Here is a 16474-nt window from a genome sequence, read left to right on the forward strand (position 1 = left end):
AGCGCCCGGCCTCCGCGCCGAGAAAAGACAGGAGACTTTCCATGCAAGACCGCCATCCCGAAGATGCTGTCGTCCCGCGCCGCCGCGCACTGAAAACCCTCGCGGCGGCGTGCTCGCTCACCCTGGCTCCCCTGGCGGTCCTGGCGCCGGCGCATGCCGCCGACGCCTTCCCCGCCAAGCCCATCACGCTGGTCGCTCCCTTTGCCGCGGGCGGGTCCACCGACATGCTGGCGCGCGTCGTCGCGAAGGCCCTGGCGGCCGAGCTGGGGCAGTCGGTCATCGTCGAGAACAAAGGCGGGGCCGGCGGCACCATCGGCGCGGCCTATGTCGCGCGCGCGGCCGCCGACGGCTACACGCTGCTGCTGTCGAATGTCACCTTGACGTCGGCGCCCGCCCTGTACAAGAACATGTCGTACGACTTCAGCAAGGACATGTCGGCGATCTCCCTGCTCGGCCAGGTGCCTTGCGTCCTGGAGATCAACAAGGACCTGCCGGTCAAGGACGGCAAGGAGTTCCTGGAGTATCTGCGCGCCAACGACGGCAAGCTGTACTACGGCTCGTCCGGGGTGGGCGCGGCGCTGCACATGGCGACGGCCTCGTTCCTGAGCGCGGCCGGACTCAGCGCGATCCATGTTCCCTACAAGGGAACCGGGCCCATGATGGTGGACCTGATCGCCGGAAACGTGCAGTTCGCCATCGATACGTCGGGCTCGGCGTCGGCCCAGGTGCGCGGCGGCAACGTGCGCGGCGTGGCGGTGACTTCCCGGGACCGCGACCCGGCCTGGCCCGGCGTGCCGACGTTGCGCGAACTGGGCGTGCCGTTCGAGATGACCATCTGGTACGGCATCTCCGCGCCCGCCGGCGTACCCGAGGCCGTCCGCGAGAAGCTGCACGCCGCCATCGAGAAAGCCACGCGCACCGAGGAAGTGCGCACTGCCTACCAGTCCATGGGCATGCAGGTCGACACCCGGGGCGGCAAGGAGTTCGAGCAAGTCATCGCGGAAGACACCGCACGCTGGATCACGCTGGTCAAGGACGCCGGCATCAATCCGAGCTGAGCGCCATCGGCCCGCACAGCGACACCACCCGGACGGCGAGCCCCTCGCCGCCCGAGGCAAAGCCACAGGAGCAAGCAAAATGCAAGAAACAGCACAGGCAAGCGGCGGCCAGCGGTATGCCGACGATGCCCTTCCCATCGAGGATCTGAAGGAAGCCACGCTTCCGCCGTTCGAGATCAAGGACGCGGTGGTGTACCTGCGCGGCAGCCGCAGCCGGTCCTCGGGCAGCATGGCCTTTCCTGAACGCGAGGTATGCCTGCAGACCGGCGCGCGCGACATGGAGCCGTTCCTGTTCGGCCCCGACGCCACGCTGTACTCGTACACCACTGTCCACGTTTCGTCCGCGCGGCCCGTGCCCTACACGCTGGGCTACGTGGATTTTCCCAATGGAGTGCGCGTGCTCGCCCACGTCGTGGCCGACCCCGCCCAACCCTTGCATTGCGGCCAAGCGGTCCGGTTGCGCGCCGATGGCGAACGCTGGTTCGTCACGCCCGCCTGACCAGGACCAGGAGAGATACCAGTGAGCAAAGTCTATATCGCCGGCGCGGCCATGATCCCCATGGGCAAGCACCGCCAGTCCAGTTATTCGGGCCTCGCCGTGCCCGCCCTGCTCAACGCGCTGCGCTCGGCCGGCATCGCGCCCAAGGACATCCAGGCCGTGGTCTGCGGCCATGCCTTCGGCGGCATGTTGACCGGCCAGCGCATCGTCAAGGAGGTGGGGATAGGCGCGGTCCCCATTTTCAACGTCGATAACGCCTGCTCGGGCGGCGCGTCGGCGCTGCACCTGGCCTACAAGGATATCCAGGCCGGCAAGCACGATATCGTGCTCGTCATCGGCGTGGACAAGCTGACCCAGTTCGGCGGCGGAACGCTGCCCCTGGTCGCGGAAGACCCGGAAGTCCGGCAGGGCATCGTGATGCCGGCGGTCTATGCCATGCGCGCGCAACGCTACCTGTACGAACGCGACGCCACCGTGGCGGATCTCGCGCAAGTCAGTGTCAAGGCCCGCCGGCATGGCGCCCGCAATCCCTACGCGCAGTTCCGTTCGGAAGTGACGGTCGACGAAGTGCTGCAATCCCGCCCGATCTGCGACCCGCTGACGCTGTTGCAGTGCTGCCCCACCGGCGACGGCGCCGCGGCGGTCGTGATGGTGTCCGAGGCGGGCCGGCGCAAACTCGCCGCCCCGGCCGTGCGCGTGGCGGCCTCGGTCGTCCATAGCGGACAGGTCACCGCGGGCTATCGCGACATGCTCAACCCGGAGATCAGCACCGACTCGGCGCGCGACGCCTATGAAGCGGCCGGTTTCGGCCCGCAAGACCTCGACGTGGTCGAACTGCACGACGCGTTCTCGATTGCCGAGCTGGTCTATTACGAGGCCCTCGGCCTGTGCCCGCGCGGCGAATCCGCCGCGTTCCTGCGCGCCGGCCAGTCCACCTACGGCGGCCAGGTCGTGGTCAACCCCAGCGGCGGCCTGCTCTCCAAGGGACATCCGGTGGGGGCCAGCGGCGTGGCGCAGGCCGTCGAGGTCTATTGGCAACTGACGGGCCAGGCGAGCGAGCGCCAGGTGGCCGGCGCCAGACGCGCGCTCAGCCACGTGACCGGCGGCGGCATCGCCGGCCTGGACCATGGCGCATGTACCGTGCATCTGTATGAAGCCGTCTGAGACGCTACGACAAGAACAAGCCTGGAATCGCAGCACCATGCATGAAGTCCCCGAGCAGTCCCCCGCCCCGGCCGCCAGGCCGTTGGCCGGCTATCGCGTGCTGGACCTGACGACCTTCCTGTCAGGCCCCTTCTGCACGCAGATCCTCGCCGACCTCGGCGCCGAAGTCATCAAGGTGGAGGCGCCCGACGGCGACTCCAGCCGGCACATTCCGCCGCACTTCGTGGACGGCGACAGCGCCTACTACCTGGGCATCAACCGGGACAAGAAAAGCCTGGCCGTCGACATGAAGCAGCCCGAGGGGCTGGCCCTGGTCAAGTCGCTGATCGCCCGCAGCCACGTGGTGGTCGAGAACTACCGGCCGGGCGTGGCGGCGCGCATCGGCCTGGATATCGCGGCCCTGATGGCGCGGCATCCGAGCCTGGTCTGGGCGTCGATCAGCGGTTTCGGCCAGGTCGGGCCGCTGCGCGACCGCCCGGCCTATGACATGATCGTGCAGGCCATGTCGGGCGTGATGAGCCTGACGGGCGAAGCGGGCCGCCCTGCCGTCCGCCTGGGCATTCCCGCCGGGGACCTGGCGGCCGGCATGTACGCCGCCATCGCGGTCAACGCCGCGCTGGCCGACGCCGAGCGCGGTGGGCGGGGTCGCCATATCGACATCTCCATGCTCGATTGCCAGCTGGCCATGCTCTCGTACCAAAGCACCTACGCGCTGGTGGCCGGCGTGACGCCGCAACGCCAGGCGGCCCGCCACGATTCCATCCCCACCTATCGATCGTTCGTCGCCGGCGACGGCCGCGAACTGGTGGTCACCGCCAACACCGAGCGCATGTGGAAAGGCCTGTGCGAGGCATTGGGGTTGCCGGACCTGGTCCAGGACGCCCGCTTCTCCGATGGCGAGAAGCGCCTGCAGAACCGTGAACCCTTGTGGGATCTGCTCGAAGCGGCCTTCCTCGCCCGCCCCGCCGCCGAGTGGATAGAACCCCTGGCCGCCAACGGCGTGCCCGTGGCCTTGATCAAGACGGTGCCCGAAGCGCTGAGCGAGGCGCGCACCAGCGGGCGCGGCATGGTCATGCCGTTGCGGCGGCCGGGCGGGCCGCAGATCGAAGTGGTCGGCAACCCGATCAAGTTCATGGGCGAAGCCGAGCCGCCGGCGCGCTACCCGCCTCGTCTGGGCGAGGACGCGCCGGCGATCCTGGCGCGGTGGCTCGGCTGGAGCGAACAGGAGATCCTGGCCATGCAGGCCAGGAAAGTCGTCATGTAGTTTCCCGCCAGCGCCATCCCCCGGGCCGTCCGCGGGATGGCGCCCCGCTACAATGTCGGCCTACAGAGTCGACCGCAGGCCTTTTCTGCGCGGTCAGGACGACGACGCGCCAGGCCGGCGGCCACGCTCGTCGCTACCGACATGGGAACTATGGCAAAGACAGACAATACGTTGGGGACCGTCGCGCGCGTGGTTGCATTGCTGCGCATCCTGGCCGAACGCAGCAACCGGGTCACCCTGAGCGACCTGGCGTCGGAGCTGGCGCTGGCGCCTTCCACGATCCATCGCCTGCTGGCGCTGCTCAGGGACGAAGGCCTGGTGGCCCGGGACCCCGTCACCAAGATGTATTACTGCGATGTCGAGTTCGTGCGCATCGCGTCGCTGGTGGTGGATTCGTCGCAGATCAAGGACCTTGCCGCGCCCCTGCTGCAATCCCTGGTGGAGCGCTTCAACGAAACGACGCTGCTGTGCCTGTACCTGGCCCAGCAGCGCCGCTACACCATCGTCAGCGTCCACCACGGCACGGAACTCCTGCGCTACGACGTCAAGGAGAACACGCCGCTGCAGATGGCATGGGGCGCCACGGCGCGCAGCATTCTTGCCTTTCTGCCCCAGGACGATATCGACCGCATCCTCGCCGAGGCCGGCCCGTCGGCAACCGGCGCCGGCGTGGTCGATGAAACGGTGCAGAAGGACCTGGCCGTGATCCGCAAGCGCGGCTATGCCGTAACCAAAGGGCAACGCATCGCCGGCTCCATCGGCCTGGGCGCGCCGTTTTTCGGCGTCGACGGCAACGTGCTCGGATCGCTGTGCCTGACCATTCCCCACGGACGCTTCAACGCCCGGCGCGAGGCCGAATACACCCAGGCGCTGATCGAGCATGCAGCGCGGTTGAGCCACAGCCTGGGCTACGCGCCGCCGTCGGAAGCACAACCCCGCAAACCGGCCGCCGCCGCGCGCCGGGCCTGAGCGGGCGGCAAATCACGGCGGCGCGCCGGCGCACGCATGGAGTCGGTACCGATCGACGCGCGCATCGGCGACATCGGACTGTGGCGCGCTCGCCCAGGCTTCCCGCACCACGGCGATGCCGCAATGGTGCGCCACCGCGATGCCGCGCCGCCCGGCCGGCACGGCCAGCGACAGCGCCGCGTCGTAGCGTTGCAATGTCCGCGCCACGACCTGGGTGGTGCGTTCGTCGTCGGCGAGGTCGAGCGCCAGCATGCCGTGGCAGCCTACCGTGCGCAGCGGACGGCCCCAGCGCCGCGCGATGGCCGCGAAGGCGGCCAGCCGCGCCAGCAAGGCGTCCTCCAGCTCGATATCCGGCGTGGCCATGCCGCTATCGCGCGGGTCCAGCCCGCGCGGATAGTCCAGGCTCAGGCCCACGTCGAGGCCGGCGGCAAGCGCCCGCACGGCCCGGCCCAGGGCCGGGGCCGGGCCGTCGGCCAGATAGGCCACGCGGCACGCCGGCGGCAGCGCCGGCAAGGCGGCGTCGACGTCCGTGCGGATGTGCGCGGCCCATTCGGCCCGGCCGCCGCTCACGGCGCCTCCCGGCCGCCGTCCTCGGCGGCCGGCGGCGTCATGTCGTAGGACGGCGCATAATCGTCCGGCGCGCCGGGCGGGATCGGCGGATAGGCCTTGAGCGAGGCCTGGAACGCATTGACCATGCGGCGTATGGGGCCGCGCACCCAGCCCTGCATGGTGTTGACGTCGGTTTCTTCCTTGGGATCCTGCACCAGGTTGAACACATAAGGCGTCTCCAGATGGTTGGGCCCGGCGTTGGGCTCCACCTCCCAGACGAAATGCATTTTCCAGTCGCGCCATTTGGCCGCGCGCAGCTCGTTCTTGATGTAGTAGACAAAGCCCTCGCGCGCCGATTTCTCCTGGCGGCCCAGCAGGAACGCGGACTGGTCGACGCCGTCGATGGGCCGGTCGCGCGGCACTTGCAGGCCGGCGATGCCGGCCAGCGTGGGAAACAGATCCACCACGTGCACGATCTCGTTGGTCTGCCGGCCGGCCGGCACCTTGCCCGGCCAGCGCACGATGAGCGGCACGCGCAGCGCGCCTTCCATCGCCGTGTGATAGGTGCCGGTCCACATGCCGGCGCTGCCGCGCCAGGGCCGGCGATACTCGGGCCCGTTGTCGCTGGCGAAGATGAAGACCGTATCGTCGGCGATGCCGTGCTGCTCGACCGCGTCCAGGATCTGCCCGACGCGCGCGTCCATCTCCACCAGGGAGTCGGCGAAGTCGCCCTTGCCGGTGCGGCCTTCGAAGCCGCGGTGCGGGATGGTGGGAAAATGCAGCTGCGTCAACGGCACGTAGAGGAAGAACGGGGTCTTGCCCGCGTGGCGGCCGATGAATTCGCAGCTGCGCTGCGCGAGCACCTCGTCGATGCGGCGGCGCATTTCCAGGTCGTACCGCTCGCGCTTTTCGGCCGGCCGGCCCTTGCGGCCTTCCATGACGTATGGCACTTCGACGACGTCGGGATCGAAGCCCACCGCCTCCATGAACATGCTTTCGTTGGTGGTGCGCGGGATCCCGTACCACTCGTCGAAGCCCCGGTCCTTGGGATAGCGGCCTTCCTTGTCGCCCAGGTGCCATTTGCCGTACATGGCGGTGGCGTAGCCTTGCTCGGCGAAGGCCTGCGCCAGCGTGCGCTCCCACGGCACGAGGCCTTGCGGCAGGCCCGCGGGCACCGACTGCATGGCGCCGGTGCGCACCGGGTGGCGGCCGGTCATGAGCGCCGAACGCGTGGGCACGCAGTCGCTTTCGACATTGAAATTGAGGAACTGCGTGCCTTGCGCGGCCAGCGCGTCGATGCGCGGCGTGGGCGCGCCGCGGATCGCGCCGCCGCCGTAGCATCCCAGTTCGCCCCAGCCGAGATTGTCGGCCAGGATCAACACGACATTGGGATGTTGCTTCACTTGCGACATGAAAAACCTCCGAATCAGTCCAGCTTGATGTTCAGTTCCGTGACCAGGCGGCCCCAGTCGGCCACGTCCTTGTGGATGAAGGCGTCGAATTCCGCGGCGGCCATCGACTTGGGCGTGAGCCCGATCTCGCGCAACTTGGCCTGCACGTCGGGTTGCGCGCCGATCGCGGCCATGGCCTCGGACAGGCGCTTGACGATCGCCGGCGGCGTGCCGCGCGGCGCCACCACGCCCACCCATTGCGAACGCGTGATCTGCGGGTAGCCCAGTTCGGTCAGCGTCGGCACATCCGGCATGGCGGGGTTGCGTTCGGCCGTGGTGACGGCGACGATGTGGATCCCGCCGCTGCGCGCCTGCCCCAGCAGGGGCGCGAAGCCCAGCACCGCCGCCGGCGTGGTGCCCGACACCAGGTCGGTGACCGCCTGGCCGCCGCCCTTGTACGGCACGTGGATCATTTGCACGCCGGCCAGGTGGGTCAGCCATTCGCCGACGATATGCTGCGACGTGCCCAGTCCGGAGGTGCCGAAAGCGATGGTCCCGGGCTCCTTGCGGGCGGCGGCCAGCAGCGCGTCAAGGCTGGCGTACGGCGAGCGCACCGATACGGCCACGCCGATGGGCTGGTCGCCGACCATCGCCACGCCGGCCATGTCCTGGTCGAGCCGCCAGTCCATCTTGCGGGTGGCGCTGAGGATGGACGCGGTGTCGGAAGCGATCGCCAGGGTGTAGCCGTCGGCGGGCGAGCGCGACGCCAGCTGCATGCCGATGGCGCCGGAGGCGCCGGGCCGGTTTTCCACCACCACGCTTTGGCCCAGGGCCTTGCCCAGCTCCACGCCCATCAGGCGCGCCACCGTATCGTTGGTGCCGCCGGCCGCCTGCGGCACGATGATCTTGATGGGCTGGTCCGCTGGCCACTCGGCGCGGGCCGCGGCGGCTGCCAGCAGGCCGGCGCCCAGCAGCAGGATACGAAAGACTGTTTTCATGCTCTTCCCCTTTTCGTCTGCGTCGCGAAAGAACAAAGTGTAGGGACAAGTCTGAACCGTTAATATTCAAAAAATCCTCTTATGTGATAACCAATACCTTTCACGAAAAGCGCATCCCCGCCATGGCCCAACGTTCGCGCGCGGCGCTCTCGCACCTGAAATTCCGCCACATCGCCCTCATCCAGTACCTGCTGCAGGAAGGCACCTTGCGCAAGGCGGCGCGGCGGCTGAGCATCAGCCAGCCGGCCGTCACGGCCATGCTCAGCGACATCGAGAGCCTGCTCGGCGTGCGGCTGTTCACGCGCAGCCGCCAGGGCGTGGCGCCGACGGCGGAAACGCTGGCGCTGGCGCCGCGGCTGCGCATCCTCATGAACGATTTCGACGAACTGGGCGCCATGCTGGACCGGCTGGACACCGGCGAGCACGAGGTGCTGCGGGTCGGCGTGGTGCCGCAGGCGTTCACCGTCCTGCTGCCGCGCGCCATCGAGGGCTTTCGCCAGGCCGGCGGCTGTCATCTGCATACGGTGGAAGGCAGCGCGCAAGACTTGCTGGCGCGGCTGCTGGCCGGCGAACTGGATTGCGTGCTGGGGCGCCTGCCGCCGGACGTGGCCAAGCTGGGCCGCGACATCGCCACGCTGACCTTCGTCAACCTGTACGAGGACGACGTTTGCGTGGTGTGTGGCCCCGACCATCCGGCGGCGCGCCTGAAGAAACCCGGATACGCCCGGCTGGCGCAATGCGACTGGGTGCTGCAGCGGATCAGTTCGAGCGTGCGCCAGGCGCTGGCCGAGGCTTTCCTGCGCCAGGGGCTGGTGCTGCCCCACCCCGTGGTGGAGACCCCCACCTACACCCAGGCGCTGGACATCGTGGCCGCCACCCGCCTGCTCACCGCGGCGCCGCGCCATACCGCCATGGCGCACGCACGCAGCGGCCGCGTGAAGGTGCTGGACATCGCGCTGGGGGTGGCGCCGATGCAGGTCTGCCTGATCCTGCGCAAAAGCGCCGAGACGCATCCGCAGGTCGTGCGCTTTCGCTCCGTGTTCGAGGCCATGCCGGAACAGCTGCCGGGCGCCTGAGCGGCGGCCTGGGCATCGACGGGGCTTTGCTTGGCGGGCCGCGCCGGCTACTCTGTATGCAGTCCGCCGCGGCGACGCGGCGATACCGCTGCTCAACGACACACGACGAGGATGACGATGTCCCGCTGGACCTTCTATACCGCCCCTGGCACCTGTGCGCTGGCGACGCACATCGCGCTGCATGAAGCCGGCGCCGATTTCGATCTGGTCAAGCTGGATTTCGGCGCCACGCAGCAGCAAAGCCCCGACTACCTGCGCGTCAACCCCAAGGGCCGCGTGCCGGCGCTGGCCACCGAGGATGGCGTGCTGACCGAGAACCCCGCCCTGCTCGCCTTCGTGGCGCAGCGTTTCCCGCAGGCGCAACTGGCTCCGCTGGACGATCCGTTCGCGTTCGCGCGCATGCAGGAGCTGGCCAACTACCTGGCGTCCACGGCGCACGTGGCGCACGCGCACAAGCGGCGCGGCGCGCGCTGGGCCGACGACCCGGCCGCGCACGAGGCCATGCGCGCCAAGATTCCCGAGAACATGACGGCCATCGCGGGCTACCTGGAATCGCAGATCGTCGGCCCCTGGGCGCTGGGCGAGCGCTACAGCGTGGTCGACGGCTATCTGTACACGGTGGGCAGCTGGCTGGAAGGCGACAGCGTGGACATGTCGCGCTTTCCCAAGCTGGCCGACTACCTGGCGCGCGTCGGCGCGCGGCCGGCGGTGCAGCGCGCGCTGGCCGAGATGAACGGCTGACCTGCGCCGGGCCGCCGGCGGGGTCGGCCCCGCTCAGAACCGCCAGCGCAGGACCGCGCTGGCGGTGTGCTGGCGGTTGCCGCCGCCGAATTCCCCCGTATAGGCCGCGCTCAGGCTGGCGTTGCGCGCCAGCGCGATCTCGGCGCCCGCGCCGACCAGGGCCGCGTCGCGCGCGATCGGCGCGCCGGCCACCTCGAAGGCGCTGCCCTGGCCGAAGGCCAGCATGCTTTGCGGCGTGCGGTCGCCGAAGGCGTGCCGCCAGCCGGCCATTGCCCGCAGCGTGGCGCCGGCCCCGACCGGCACCGCAACGCGCGCGCCCAGCGTGCTGGCCGCGATGTCGTCATGCCCGCTGGCGCCATGCAAGGCGGCGCTGCCGCCCGTCTCGGTAAAGCCGCGCACGCGCAATTGGTTCCAGGCCAGCCCGGCGAACGGCTCCAGTTCGGCCGACGCGCCCAGCGGCATGGCGTAGCCCAGTTCGGCAAACAGTTGGGTGGTGCTGGCGCCGTAGTCCGCCGCCAGGTCCTGCCGCAGATCGCCCACGGCGACGTGGCGTTCGCTGGCGATGTCGTGCCAGGTGTAGGCGGCGCCGGCCAGCAGCTTGAGCCGTCCGGCGCCCAGCTCCCAGGCGCGGCCGCCGTAGAGCGCGGCGGTGTAGCTGTCGACGTCGGCTTGCGAGGCGCGCCCGTCGACCTCGATCCGGGCATCGGTAAAGCCCAGCGAGCCGCCCACGCGCCAGCCATTGCCCAGCTCGGTATCGGCGCCGACGAACAGGCCGCCCGTGTGCTGGCGCACCTGCGCCGCGTTGCCGTCGCCATCCAGGCGTTGCCAGGCGCCGACCACCTCGGCCCAGGCCGGCGACGGCGCGCCCGGCAGCGCCGCCGCGCCGGGCGCGCCGCCGGCAGCCGCGATGGGCGCGCCGGCCTGCGAACCCAGGTCCAGATGCCTGCGCAAACGTCCCAGGCTGACCTGCTGCGCCAGGCGCGCGCCGCTCAGCAGCGCGCTGCGCGTACTGGCATGCACTTCGCCCGAGAGGCTGTCGAAGGCCGCCGGCGGCGCACCCTCCGGCAGCGTTTCCACGGCACGGTAGACAGGATGCCCGGCCGGCAAGGTATCGGCCGCGCGCGCGGTGGCGCGCTGGTTGGCCGTCTCGGCCAGGTCGGCGAAGGCCATCGAGCCTCCGGCCCCTGGGCCGGCGCGGCGTTGCAGGATCAGCGCCACGCTGGTCGCGTCATACGACAGCGACGGCGCCAGATAGGCGTAGTCCGAGCTGACCGTATCGAACTGGCCGCGCCGCTGGCCTGCCGTCAGGATCACGTAGCGCTGGCGCGCCTCGAACCCGCCTTCCGGCCCGACATGCAGAACCGCGCCTCCGCGGATGTCGGCGGCGCCGCTGACCGCGACGCGATCGCCGGAGGTGCCGGCCGGGTCGGCTTCGACCTCGAAACGCGAACCCGGCTCGAACACCAGGTCGCCCGCCACGCGCAAGGTGCCGATGGAATTGCCCGGCGCCAGCGCGCCGCCGGCCCGGACGGTCGTGTCGCCCACCGTGCCCGTGCCGCCCAGCGTGCCGCCAGCGGCCACCGTCATGGTCGACCCCGCCATCTCGGCATCCACGGCCAGCCGCCCGGCCCGTACGGTCCAGGGCAAGGCGGCCGGGTTGCTGCCCGTCAGGCGCCACGTACCGGCGCCTGTCTTTTCGTACGCCGTGAAACCGGCATACCGGGGCACGCCGCTCCACGCGGCCGGCGCGCCGGCCACCAGCGCCGAGACGTCGAAGGCGGCGCTTTCCGTGCCGCCGAGAGCCAGCACGTTGGCGCCGCCCATGGCCACCGCGTTGCCTTGCAGGACGGACCCCGCGTGCAGTTCGAAAGTGTTGCCCGCGCCGTCGATGCGCACTGCGTCGGCCCGCGCGCCATCGGCGGACAGCCCGCCGGCGATGCGGCCGGCGTTGACCAGGCGATTGCCGTTGCCGGCGATCCGCACGCCGGCGCCGCCCGCGCCGGGTGCGCCGGGGGCGGCCCGCTCGCTCGTGCCGCCCGTCGCGCCCAGGCCGCCTTGGATCCGGCCGTGGTTGACTACCCAGCCCATATCGCCGGCCAACGCCAGGCCCGTGCCGCCCGCGCCGCCCTTGCCGCCGTCGAACTCGCGGCTGGCGTTGCCCCTGGCCCCGTTGCCGCCCTGGATCAGGCCCGCGGTTTCCACCTGCCACCGCGACGCCGACACGAACAGGCCGGCCCCGCCGGCTCCGCCCGCGCCCGCCCAGTGACTAACCGGCCGCGTGGTGCCGCCATCGCCGCCGCGCAGGCTGCTGTCCGCGGCCACGCGCAGGCGCAGGTCGTTCGCCGCGCCCGCCAGGCCATGCCCGCCGTCGCCGCCGCCGCCGCTGCCCCCGGAACCGGCGCCGCCGTCTCCGCCCTGGCCGCCCGCGACCTGCGCGGCGAGCAAGTCGATCCGTACATCCGCCGCATCGACGCGTATGCCGTGGCCGCCGCCCCCGCCGCCACCCGACTCGAACCCCGCGCCGCCCGTCCCGCCACGCCCGCCCACGATGGCCGCGCCTCGCGCACGATAACCGCCGCCGGCAAGTATGGCCGCGCCACTTCCGCCGCCGCCACCGCCACCGCCGGGCTCCGTGCCGTCGCTCGGGGCGCCGCCGTCGTCGCCCGCGCCGCCGCGACTGGACTGCAGATCCGCGCCGACGCTGAGCGCCTGGGCCACGCCGCCGCCGTTGCCGCCGTTGCCGCCCGCCGCCCCCCCTCCCATCTCGAGGACCAATGCGCCGCCGCCTCCACCGCTGTCGCTGCCGCCGCCACCGCCGCCGTTATGGGTCGATTCGCTGGCGCCGGCGGCGCCCGCGCCGCCGCCGGCGCCGCCGTTACCGCCCGGTACGGGCGTCGTCCTGTCGCCGCCCAGGCCCGGCGCGGGTCCGCTGCCTGGCTGTCCCGGCAGCCCCCGGCTGGGGGAGCCCGCGCCGCCGGACGGCCCGCCGCCGTCCACGCCCAGCAGCTCGGCATGCGCGGCAGCGCAACAGGCCAGCGCGCCGGCCAGCAGCAGTCCGCCGCGCGCGGCCCGGGCGGGCAACGGTCCAAATGGGTATTCGATTCGAAAAATCGGTTTCATGAACGAGCATCGAGTCCGGGTTGTCGCGGCCCAGGGGCCGCGCTACAGTGCAGCAAAAGTTACGATTACTTTCGCTCTGTGTCTGTCCCCCGAACTGGGGACAGCCGGGGCCGCACGGAGACGCACGCCATGCAAACCTGTACGCCGGCGCGGCCTGCCGCATCGCTGCGCATCGCCATCGTCGAGGACGACCCGGCGTTTCGCCACGCCGTGGTCGCGGCGATCGCGCACGAGCCCGGCATGTCGGTCCTGGCCCAGGCGCGCACGTACGCCGACGCGCTGGCCATGCTGCACGGCCCGCCGGCCGACGTGCTGCTGGTCGACCTGGGCCTGCCCGACGGCTCGGGCATCGACGTCATCCGGCAGGCGCGGCGTCTGTGGCGCGACTGCGGCGTCATGGTCAACACCATGTTCGGCGACGACGCCCACGTCCTGCGCTCCATCGAGGCCGGCGCCTGCGGCTACCTGCTCAAGGACAGCGAGCCCGCCGGCATCGTGCGCGACATCCGCGCGCTGCGCGACGGCGGCAGCCCGATCAGCCCGCTGATCGCGCGCCAGTTGCTCGACCGGCTGCGCGCGGACCTGCCGCCCGCCGAGCCGCCCGCCGCGCTGGCGCTGTCGCCGCGCGAGCAGCAGGTGCTCGAACGGATCACGCTGGGCTACACCTACGAGGAAATCGCCCGCGAACTGGACGTTTCGCACCATACGGTGCAGACCTTCGTGCGGCGCATCTACCGCAAGCTGCAGGTCCATTCCAAGGTCGACGCGATCAATGCAGCGCGCGGCCTGCGCCCGCATGGATGAGCGCCGGCGGCTGATGCGTCGGGCCTGGGCGGTGCTGGCCTGGCTGTGGCTGGCGCTGCCCGCGGCCGTGCAGGCCGAGCCCCGCCACTTCACGGCCGCGCAGTTCCTGCTGCAGGACGAGGCGGCGGCCGCCGCGCCGCAGCGCGTGCCGGCGCAGGGCCCGCCCGGCGACTGGCAAAGCGTGGCGCTGCCCCATGCCGGCCTGCGGCGCCACATGGTGCCCGACCCGCGCGCCGGCGACGCAGCGCTGGCCTGGTACCGGCTGGACCTCGACGCCAGCGGGGTCGACGACCCCGTGCTGTACCTGCCGCGCTGGCAGACGGTCGGGCGCCTGGCCGTCTATGGCGACGGCAAGCTGCTGTACCGCTCCGGCGGCAGCGCGCAATGGAGCGGCTTCAACCGGCCGTTATGGCTGCCCCTGGCCGCCGGTGGCGCGCCGCCCGCGACGCTGCTGCTGCGCATCGGCAGCCTGGACGGCGCGGGCGCGGGGCTCTCGACCGCCTGGGTCGGCGCCGCCGGCGAGCTGCGCTGGCGCTACGAGCTGCGCCGCTGGCTGCAACAGGACCTGCCGTACCTGGCCAGCGCCGTGTTCCTGGCGCTTGGCCTGTTCGCGCTGGGGGTGTGGGCGGTGCGCCGCAAGGAATCCATCTACGGGCTGTTCTTCGCGGCTTCCGTGGTGTTCTACCTGCGTTGCCTGCATTACCACGCCGGTCCGTTCCAGCTGCTGCTGGACGATGAATGGTTCAGCTGGCTGACCATCACCTCGGTCGGCTGGCTGGCGATTGCCTCGTATTTCTTTGCGTTCCGCCTGCACGGCCGCGCCTATCCGCGCAGCGAGCGCGCCATGCTGGCCGGCATGGGCGCGCTGACGGTGGCCATGCTGCCGGTCTGGCAAATCCACCCGCACCTGGTGCTGCTGGCGCCGCTGGCCTACCTGGGCATTACCGTGGTCAGCCTGTTCGCCTGCCTGCTGGCGGTCTGGGGCGCGTGGCGAGCCCGCTCGCGCGATGGCCTGGTGCTGGCCTGCTGGAACCTGGCGGCCATCCCGGTGGCGGTGCACGACATGCTGCTGCAGAACTACCGGCTCAGCATGGAGCATGTCTACCTGCTGCCCTATACCGGCATCGGCATGTTCGTCATCTTCCTGTATGTCGCCTATCGGCGTTACGTCAACGCCCTGGCCGAGGCCGCCGGCGCGCAGGCCACGCTGCAACACCGCCTGGCCGAGCGCGAACGGGAGCTGGAGCGCAGCCATCGCCGCCTGCGCGAGGTCGAGCGCACCCGTATCCTGGCCGGCGAGCGCGAACGCCTGATGCAGGACATGCACGACGGCCTGGGGTCCTCGCTGGTGTCGGCGCTGCGCATGGTGCAGCACGGCAACAGCTCGGAAGGCGCGGTGGCGCAGGTGTTGCAGGAATGCCTGGACGATCTCAGGCTGACCATCGATTCGCTCGAACCCGCGCAGACCGACCTGGCCCTGCTGCTGGCCACGCTGCGCTTTCGGCTCGGACCGCGCCTGCAGGCCGCCGGGCTGGCGATCGACTGGCGGGTCGGCCCGCTGCCGCCGGTGTCCTGGCTGACGCCGCCGGCCGCGTTGCACGTGCTGCGCATCCTGCAGGAGGTGTTCACCAATATCCTCAAGCATGCGCGGGCGCGCCGCCTGACCGTGAGCACCCGGCTGGAGCCCGCGCACGCGGTCATCGCCGTCGTCGATGACGGCGCGGGCTTTCGCGGCGGGCGGCAGGCGCCGGCCGCGGCCAGCCCCGGGCGCGGCCTGACCGGCATGCAGGCGCGCGCACGCGCCATCGAGGCGCGCATTCTGTGGCGCGAGGTGGCGCGCGGCACCCATTTCGAATTGCATTTGCCGTGCGACCACGCTCAGAAGCTGACCGCCAGGCCGACCGAGAACCCCGATACGTTGTTGCCGAACACATAGCGGCCGACCAGCCGGGTGCGCGTCACGAATACGTCGTAGGCGCTGGAATCGAGCTCCAGGCCCGCGCCCACCGAAGTCAGGCGATCGAAGCCCAGGATGCCGCGCTGATCGCCCAGGAACTCCGAATGCGTCAGTTCCAGCACATAGCGCAGCGGCCGCTGCAGCAGCGTCGCGCCGGTGGGCGCCCGATAGCGCGCCCACAGGTTGGCCGATTGCGCCGTGGCCTGGCCGCGCACCGCCGCCGAACTATCGAAGCTGCGCAGCCGGATATCCGAGTAGCGCAACTCCACGTCCACCTCGTAGCCCGGCCGGTAATGCTCGTAGTCCAGCATCAGCGACCCGCCCAGCCCGTAGGCATTGAGCGAGCCGCGGTCCAGGAAGTCGATGTCCTGCCCGGTCTGCCGCCCCACGTACCAACTGGCCGCGCGCAGGTCGCTGGTCACGTTGCCCAGCGCCACATTGAAGATGGGCCGCAGCTTGAGTTCGTCGGTCAGCGGGAAATCCCAGCCTATGCCGCCGGTGGCCGAGACGCTGTTCCACTTGGCGGGGATGCGGCGCGAATCGGCGCCCTGGGTCGCGACGAAGGTCGGATCGTAGCGGCTGGCCGCCAGCACGCCTTCCAGGTAGAGGGGCACCGATTTCGAGATGGTGTCGCCGCCGCCCAGCTGCGTCATGTAGAACTCGGTCGACCCGCTGGTCGAGCCCCCGCCGCCGGCGATGTTCAGGGCACTGGTGGTGATGTCGGGAACGATGGAGAACGACATCAGCGCCAGCACGCCATTGGCGCGCTTCTGCAGGTCGTCCTTGCTCAGCCGCAGGCCTTGCTGGCCCCATGCGGCCGACGCCACGGTGCAGGCCGCCAGCGCCATCAGCCACGGGACCGGGCGCCCGGCCGCCGGCCGCAT

Annotated in this window: 14 protein-coding genes; 9 read left to right on the top strand and 5 right to left on the bottom strand. The window is 71.0% G+C overall.

What is annotated here, in order from left to right:
* Positions 1-41 precede the first annotated feature (41 nt).
* The 5 genes from CAL11_RS10700 to CAL11_RS10720 all read left to right on the top strand — a co-directional run bounded on the left by CAL11_RS10700 (position 42) and on the right by CAL11_RS10720 (position 4954).
* The gene (locus tag CAL11_RS10700) at positions 42-1058 is read left to right on the top strand and encodes a Bug family tripartite tricarboxylate transporter substrate binding protein (protein WP_086092913.1); all 1017 of its coding nucleotides are present in this window, start codon (positions 42-44) and stop codon (positions 1056-1058) included.
* Positions 1059-1137: 79 nt separating this feature from the next.
* Positions 1138-1557: a Zn-ribbon domain-containing OB-fold protein gene (locus tag CAL11_RS10705; RefSeq protein ID WP_033459941.1), complete on the top strand. Its 420-nt coding sequence runs from the start codon at positions 1138-1140 to the stop codon at positions 1555-1557.
* Positions 1558-1578: 21 nt separating this feature from the next.
* On the top strand, positions 1579-2721 hold the full coding sequence (locus tag CAL11_RS10710) for a thiolase family protein (protein ID WP_086092914.1): 1143 nt from the start codon (positions 1579-1581) through the stop codon (positions 2719-2721).
* Positions 2722-2758: 37 nt separating this feature from the next.
* Positions 2759-3985, top strand: a complete 1227-nt coding sequence (locus tag CAL11_RS10715; protein ID WP_086092915.1) for a CaiB/BaiF CoA transferase family protein — start codon at positions 2759-2761, stop codon at positions 3983-3985.
* Between the two features lie 150 nt (positions 3986-4135).
* Positions 4136-4954, top strand: a complete 819-nt coding sequence (locus CAL11_RS10720) for an IclR family transcriptional regulator (RefSeq protein WP_244172941.1) — start codon at positions 4136-4138, stop codon at positions 4952-4954.
* Between the two features lie 12 nt (positions 4955-4966).
* Here CAL11_RS10720 and CAL11_RS10725 read toward each other — a convergent pair whose 3' ends face one another.
* From CAL11_RS10725 to CAL11_RS10735, 3 genes are read right to left on the bottom strand one after another with little or no spacing between them, the layout of a single operon-like run.
* Positions 4967-5524 (bottom strand): LamB/YcsF family protein, encoded by a 558-nt coding sequence (locus CAL11_RS10725; RefSeq protein WP_086092917.1) that lies wholly within the window; start codon positions 5522-5524, stop codon positions 4967-4969.
* Complete coding sequence (locus CAL11_RS10730) at positions 5521-6915, bottom strand: arylsulfatase (RefSeq protein WP_086092918.1); 1395 nt, start codon at positions 6913-6915, stop codon at positions 5521-5523. Before CAL11_RS10730 ends, CAL11_RS10725 begins: the two co-directional genes overlap by 4 nt.
* A 14-nt stretch (positions 6916-6929) precedes the next feature.
* Positions 6930-7892, bottom strand: a complete 963-nt coding sequence (locus CAL11_RS10735; RefSeq protein ID WP_086094556.1) for a Bug family tripartite tricarboxylate transporter substrate binding protein — start codon at positions 7890-7892, stop codon at positions 6930-6932.
* Between the two features lie 122 nt (positions 7893-8014).
* On the opposite strand from CAL11_RS10735, the gene CAL11_RS10740 reads away from it, so the two are divergent.
* Positions 8015-8968, top strand: coding sequence for a LysR family transcriptional regulator (locus CAL11_RS10740; protein WP_086094557.1), 954 nt, complete (start codon positions 8015-8017; stop codon positions 8966-8968).
* A gap of 117 nt (positions 8969-9085) precedes the next feature.
* On the top strand, positions 9086-9709 hold the full coding sequence (locus CAL11_RS10745) for a glutathione S-transferase family protein (protein WP_033459951.1): 624 nt from the start codon (positions 9086-9088) through the stop codon (positions 9707-9709).
* 33 nt (positions 9710-9742) lie between these two features.
* Here the strand turns inward: CAL11_RS10745 and CAL11_RS10750 are convergent, their stop codons facing one another.
* Complete coding sequence (locus CAL11_RS10750) at positions 9743-12829, bottom strand: autotransporter domain-containing protein (RefSeq protein ID WP_086092919.1); 3087 nt, start codon at positions 12827-12829, stop codon at positions 9743-9745.
* A 129-nt stretch (positions 12830-12958) separates the two neighbouring features.
* Here CAL11_RS10750 and CAL11_RS10755 point away from each other — a divergent pair, with 129 nt between their 5' ends.
* Both CAL11_RS10755 and CAL11_RS10760 read left to right on the top strand, forming a co-directional pair.
* Complete coding sequence (locus CAL11_RS10755) at positions 12959-13633, top strand: response regulator transcription factor (protein WP_086092920.1); 675 nt, start codon at positions 12959-12961, stop codon at positions 13631-13633.
* On the top strand, positions 13626-15569 hold the full coding sequence (locus tag CAL11_RS10760) for a sensor histidine kinase (protein WP_086094558.1): 1944 nt from the start codon (positions 13626-13628) through the stop codon (positions 15567-15569). The genes CAL11_RS10755 and CAL11_RS10760 overlap by 8 nt, the downstream gene beginning before the upstream one ends.
* Here the strand turns inward: CAL11_RS10760 and CAL11_RS10765 are convergent.
* Positions 15512-16474 carry a hypothetical protein gene (locus CAL11_RS10765; protein WP_033466364.1) on the bottom strand — a complete coding sequence of 321 codons (963 nt, stop codon included), beginning with the start codon at positions 16472-16474 and terminating at the stop codon, positions 15512-15514. The genes CAL11_RS10760 and CAL11_RS10765 overlap by 58 nt on opposite strands.

This window comes from Bordetella genomosp. 6, assembly GCF_002119705.1.
Taxonomy (GTDB): Bacteria; Pseudomonadota; Gammaproteobacteria; order Burkholderiales; family Burkholderiaceae_B; genus Bordetella; species Bordetella bronchiseptica_F.

Bases quoted from the DNA above. Each gene is read 5' to 3' on its own strand.
- CAL11_RS10700 (WP_086092913.1), top strand. From the start codon at position 42: ATGCAAGACCGCCATCCCGAAGATGCTGTCGTCCCGCGCCGCCGCGCA.
- CAL11_RS10705 (WP_033459941.1), top strand. From the start codon at position 1,138: ATGCAAGAAACAGCACAGGCAAGCGGCGGCCAGCGGTATGCCGACGAT.
- CAL11_RS10715 (WP_086092915.1), top strand. From the start codon at position 2,759: ATGCATGAAGTCCCCGAGCAGTCCCCCGCCCCGGCCGCCAGGCCGTTG.
- CAL11_RS10720 (WP_244172941.1), top strand. From the start codon at position 4,136: ATGGCAAAGACAGACAATACGTTGGGGACCGTCGCGCGCGTGGTTGCA.
- CAL11_RS10730 (WP_086092918.1), bottom strand. From the start codon at position 6,915: ATGTCGCAAGTGAAGCAACATCCCAATGTCGTGTTGATCCTGGCCGAC.
- CAL11_RS10735 (WP_086094556.1), bottom strand. From the start codon at position 7,892: ATGAAAACAGTCTTTCGTATCCTGCTGCTGGGCGCCGGCCTGCTGGCA.
- CAL11_RS10740 (WP_086094557.1), top strand. From the start codon at position 8,015: ATGGCCCAACGTTCGCGCGCGGCGCTCTCGCACCTGAAATTCCGCCAC.
- CAL11_RS10745 (WP_033459951.1), top strand. From the start codon at position 9,086: ATGTCCCGCTGGACCTTCTATACCGCCCCTGGCACCTGTGCGCTGGCG.
- CAL11_RS10750 (WP_086092919.1), bottom strand. From the start codon at position 12,829: ATGAAACCGATTTTTCGAATCGAATACCCATTTGGACCGTTGCCCGCC.
- CAL11_RS10755 (WP_086092920.1), top strand. From the start codon at position 12,959: ATGCAAACCTGTACGCCGGCGCGGCCTGCCGCATCGCTGCGCATCGCC.
- CAL11_RS10760 (WP_086094558.1), top strand. From the start codon at position 13,626: ATGGATGAGCGCCGGCGGCTGATGCGTCGGGCCTGGGCGGTGCTGGCC.
- CAL11_RS10765 (WP_033466364.1), bottom strand. From the start codon at position 16,474: ATGCGGCCGGCGGCCGGGCGCCCGGTCCCGTGGCTGATGGCGCTGGCG.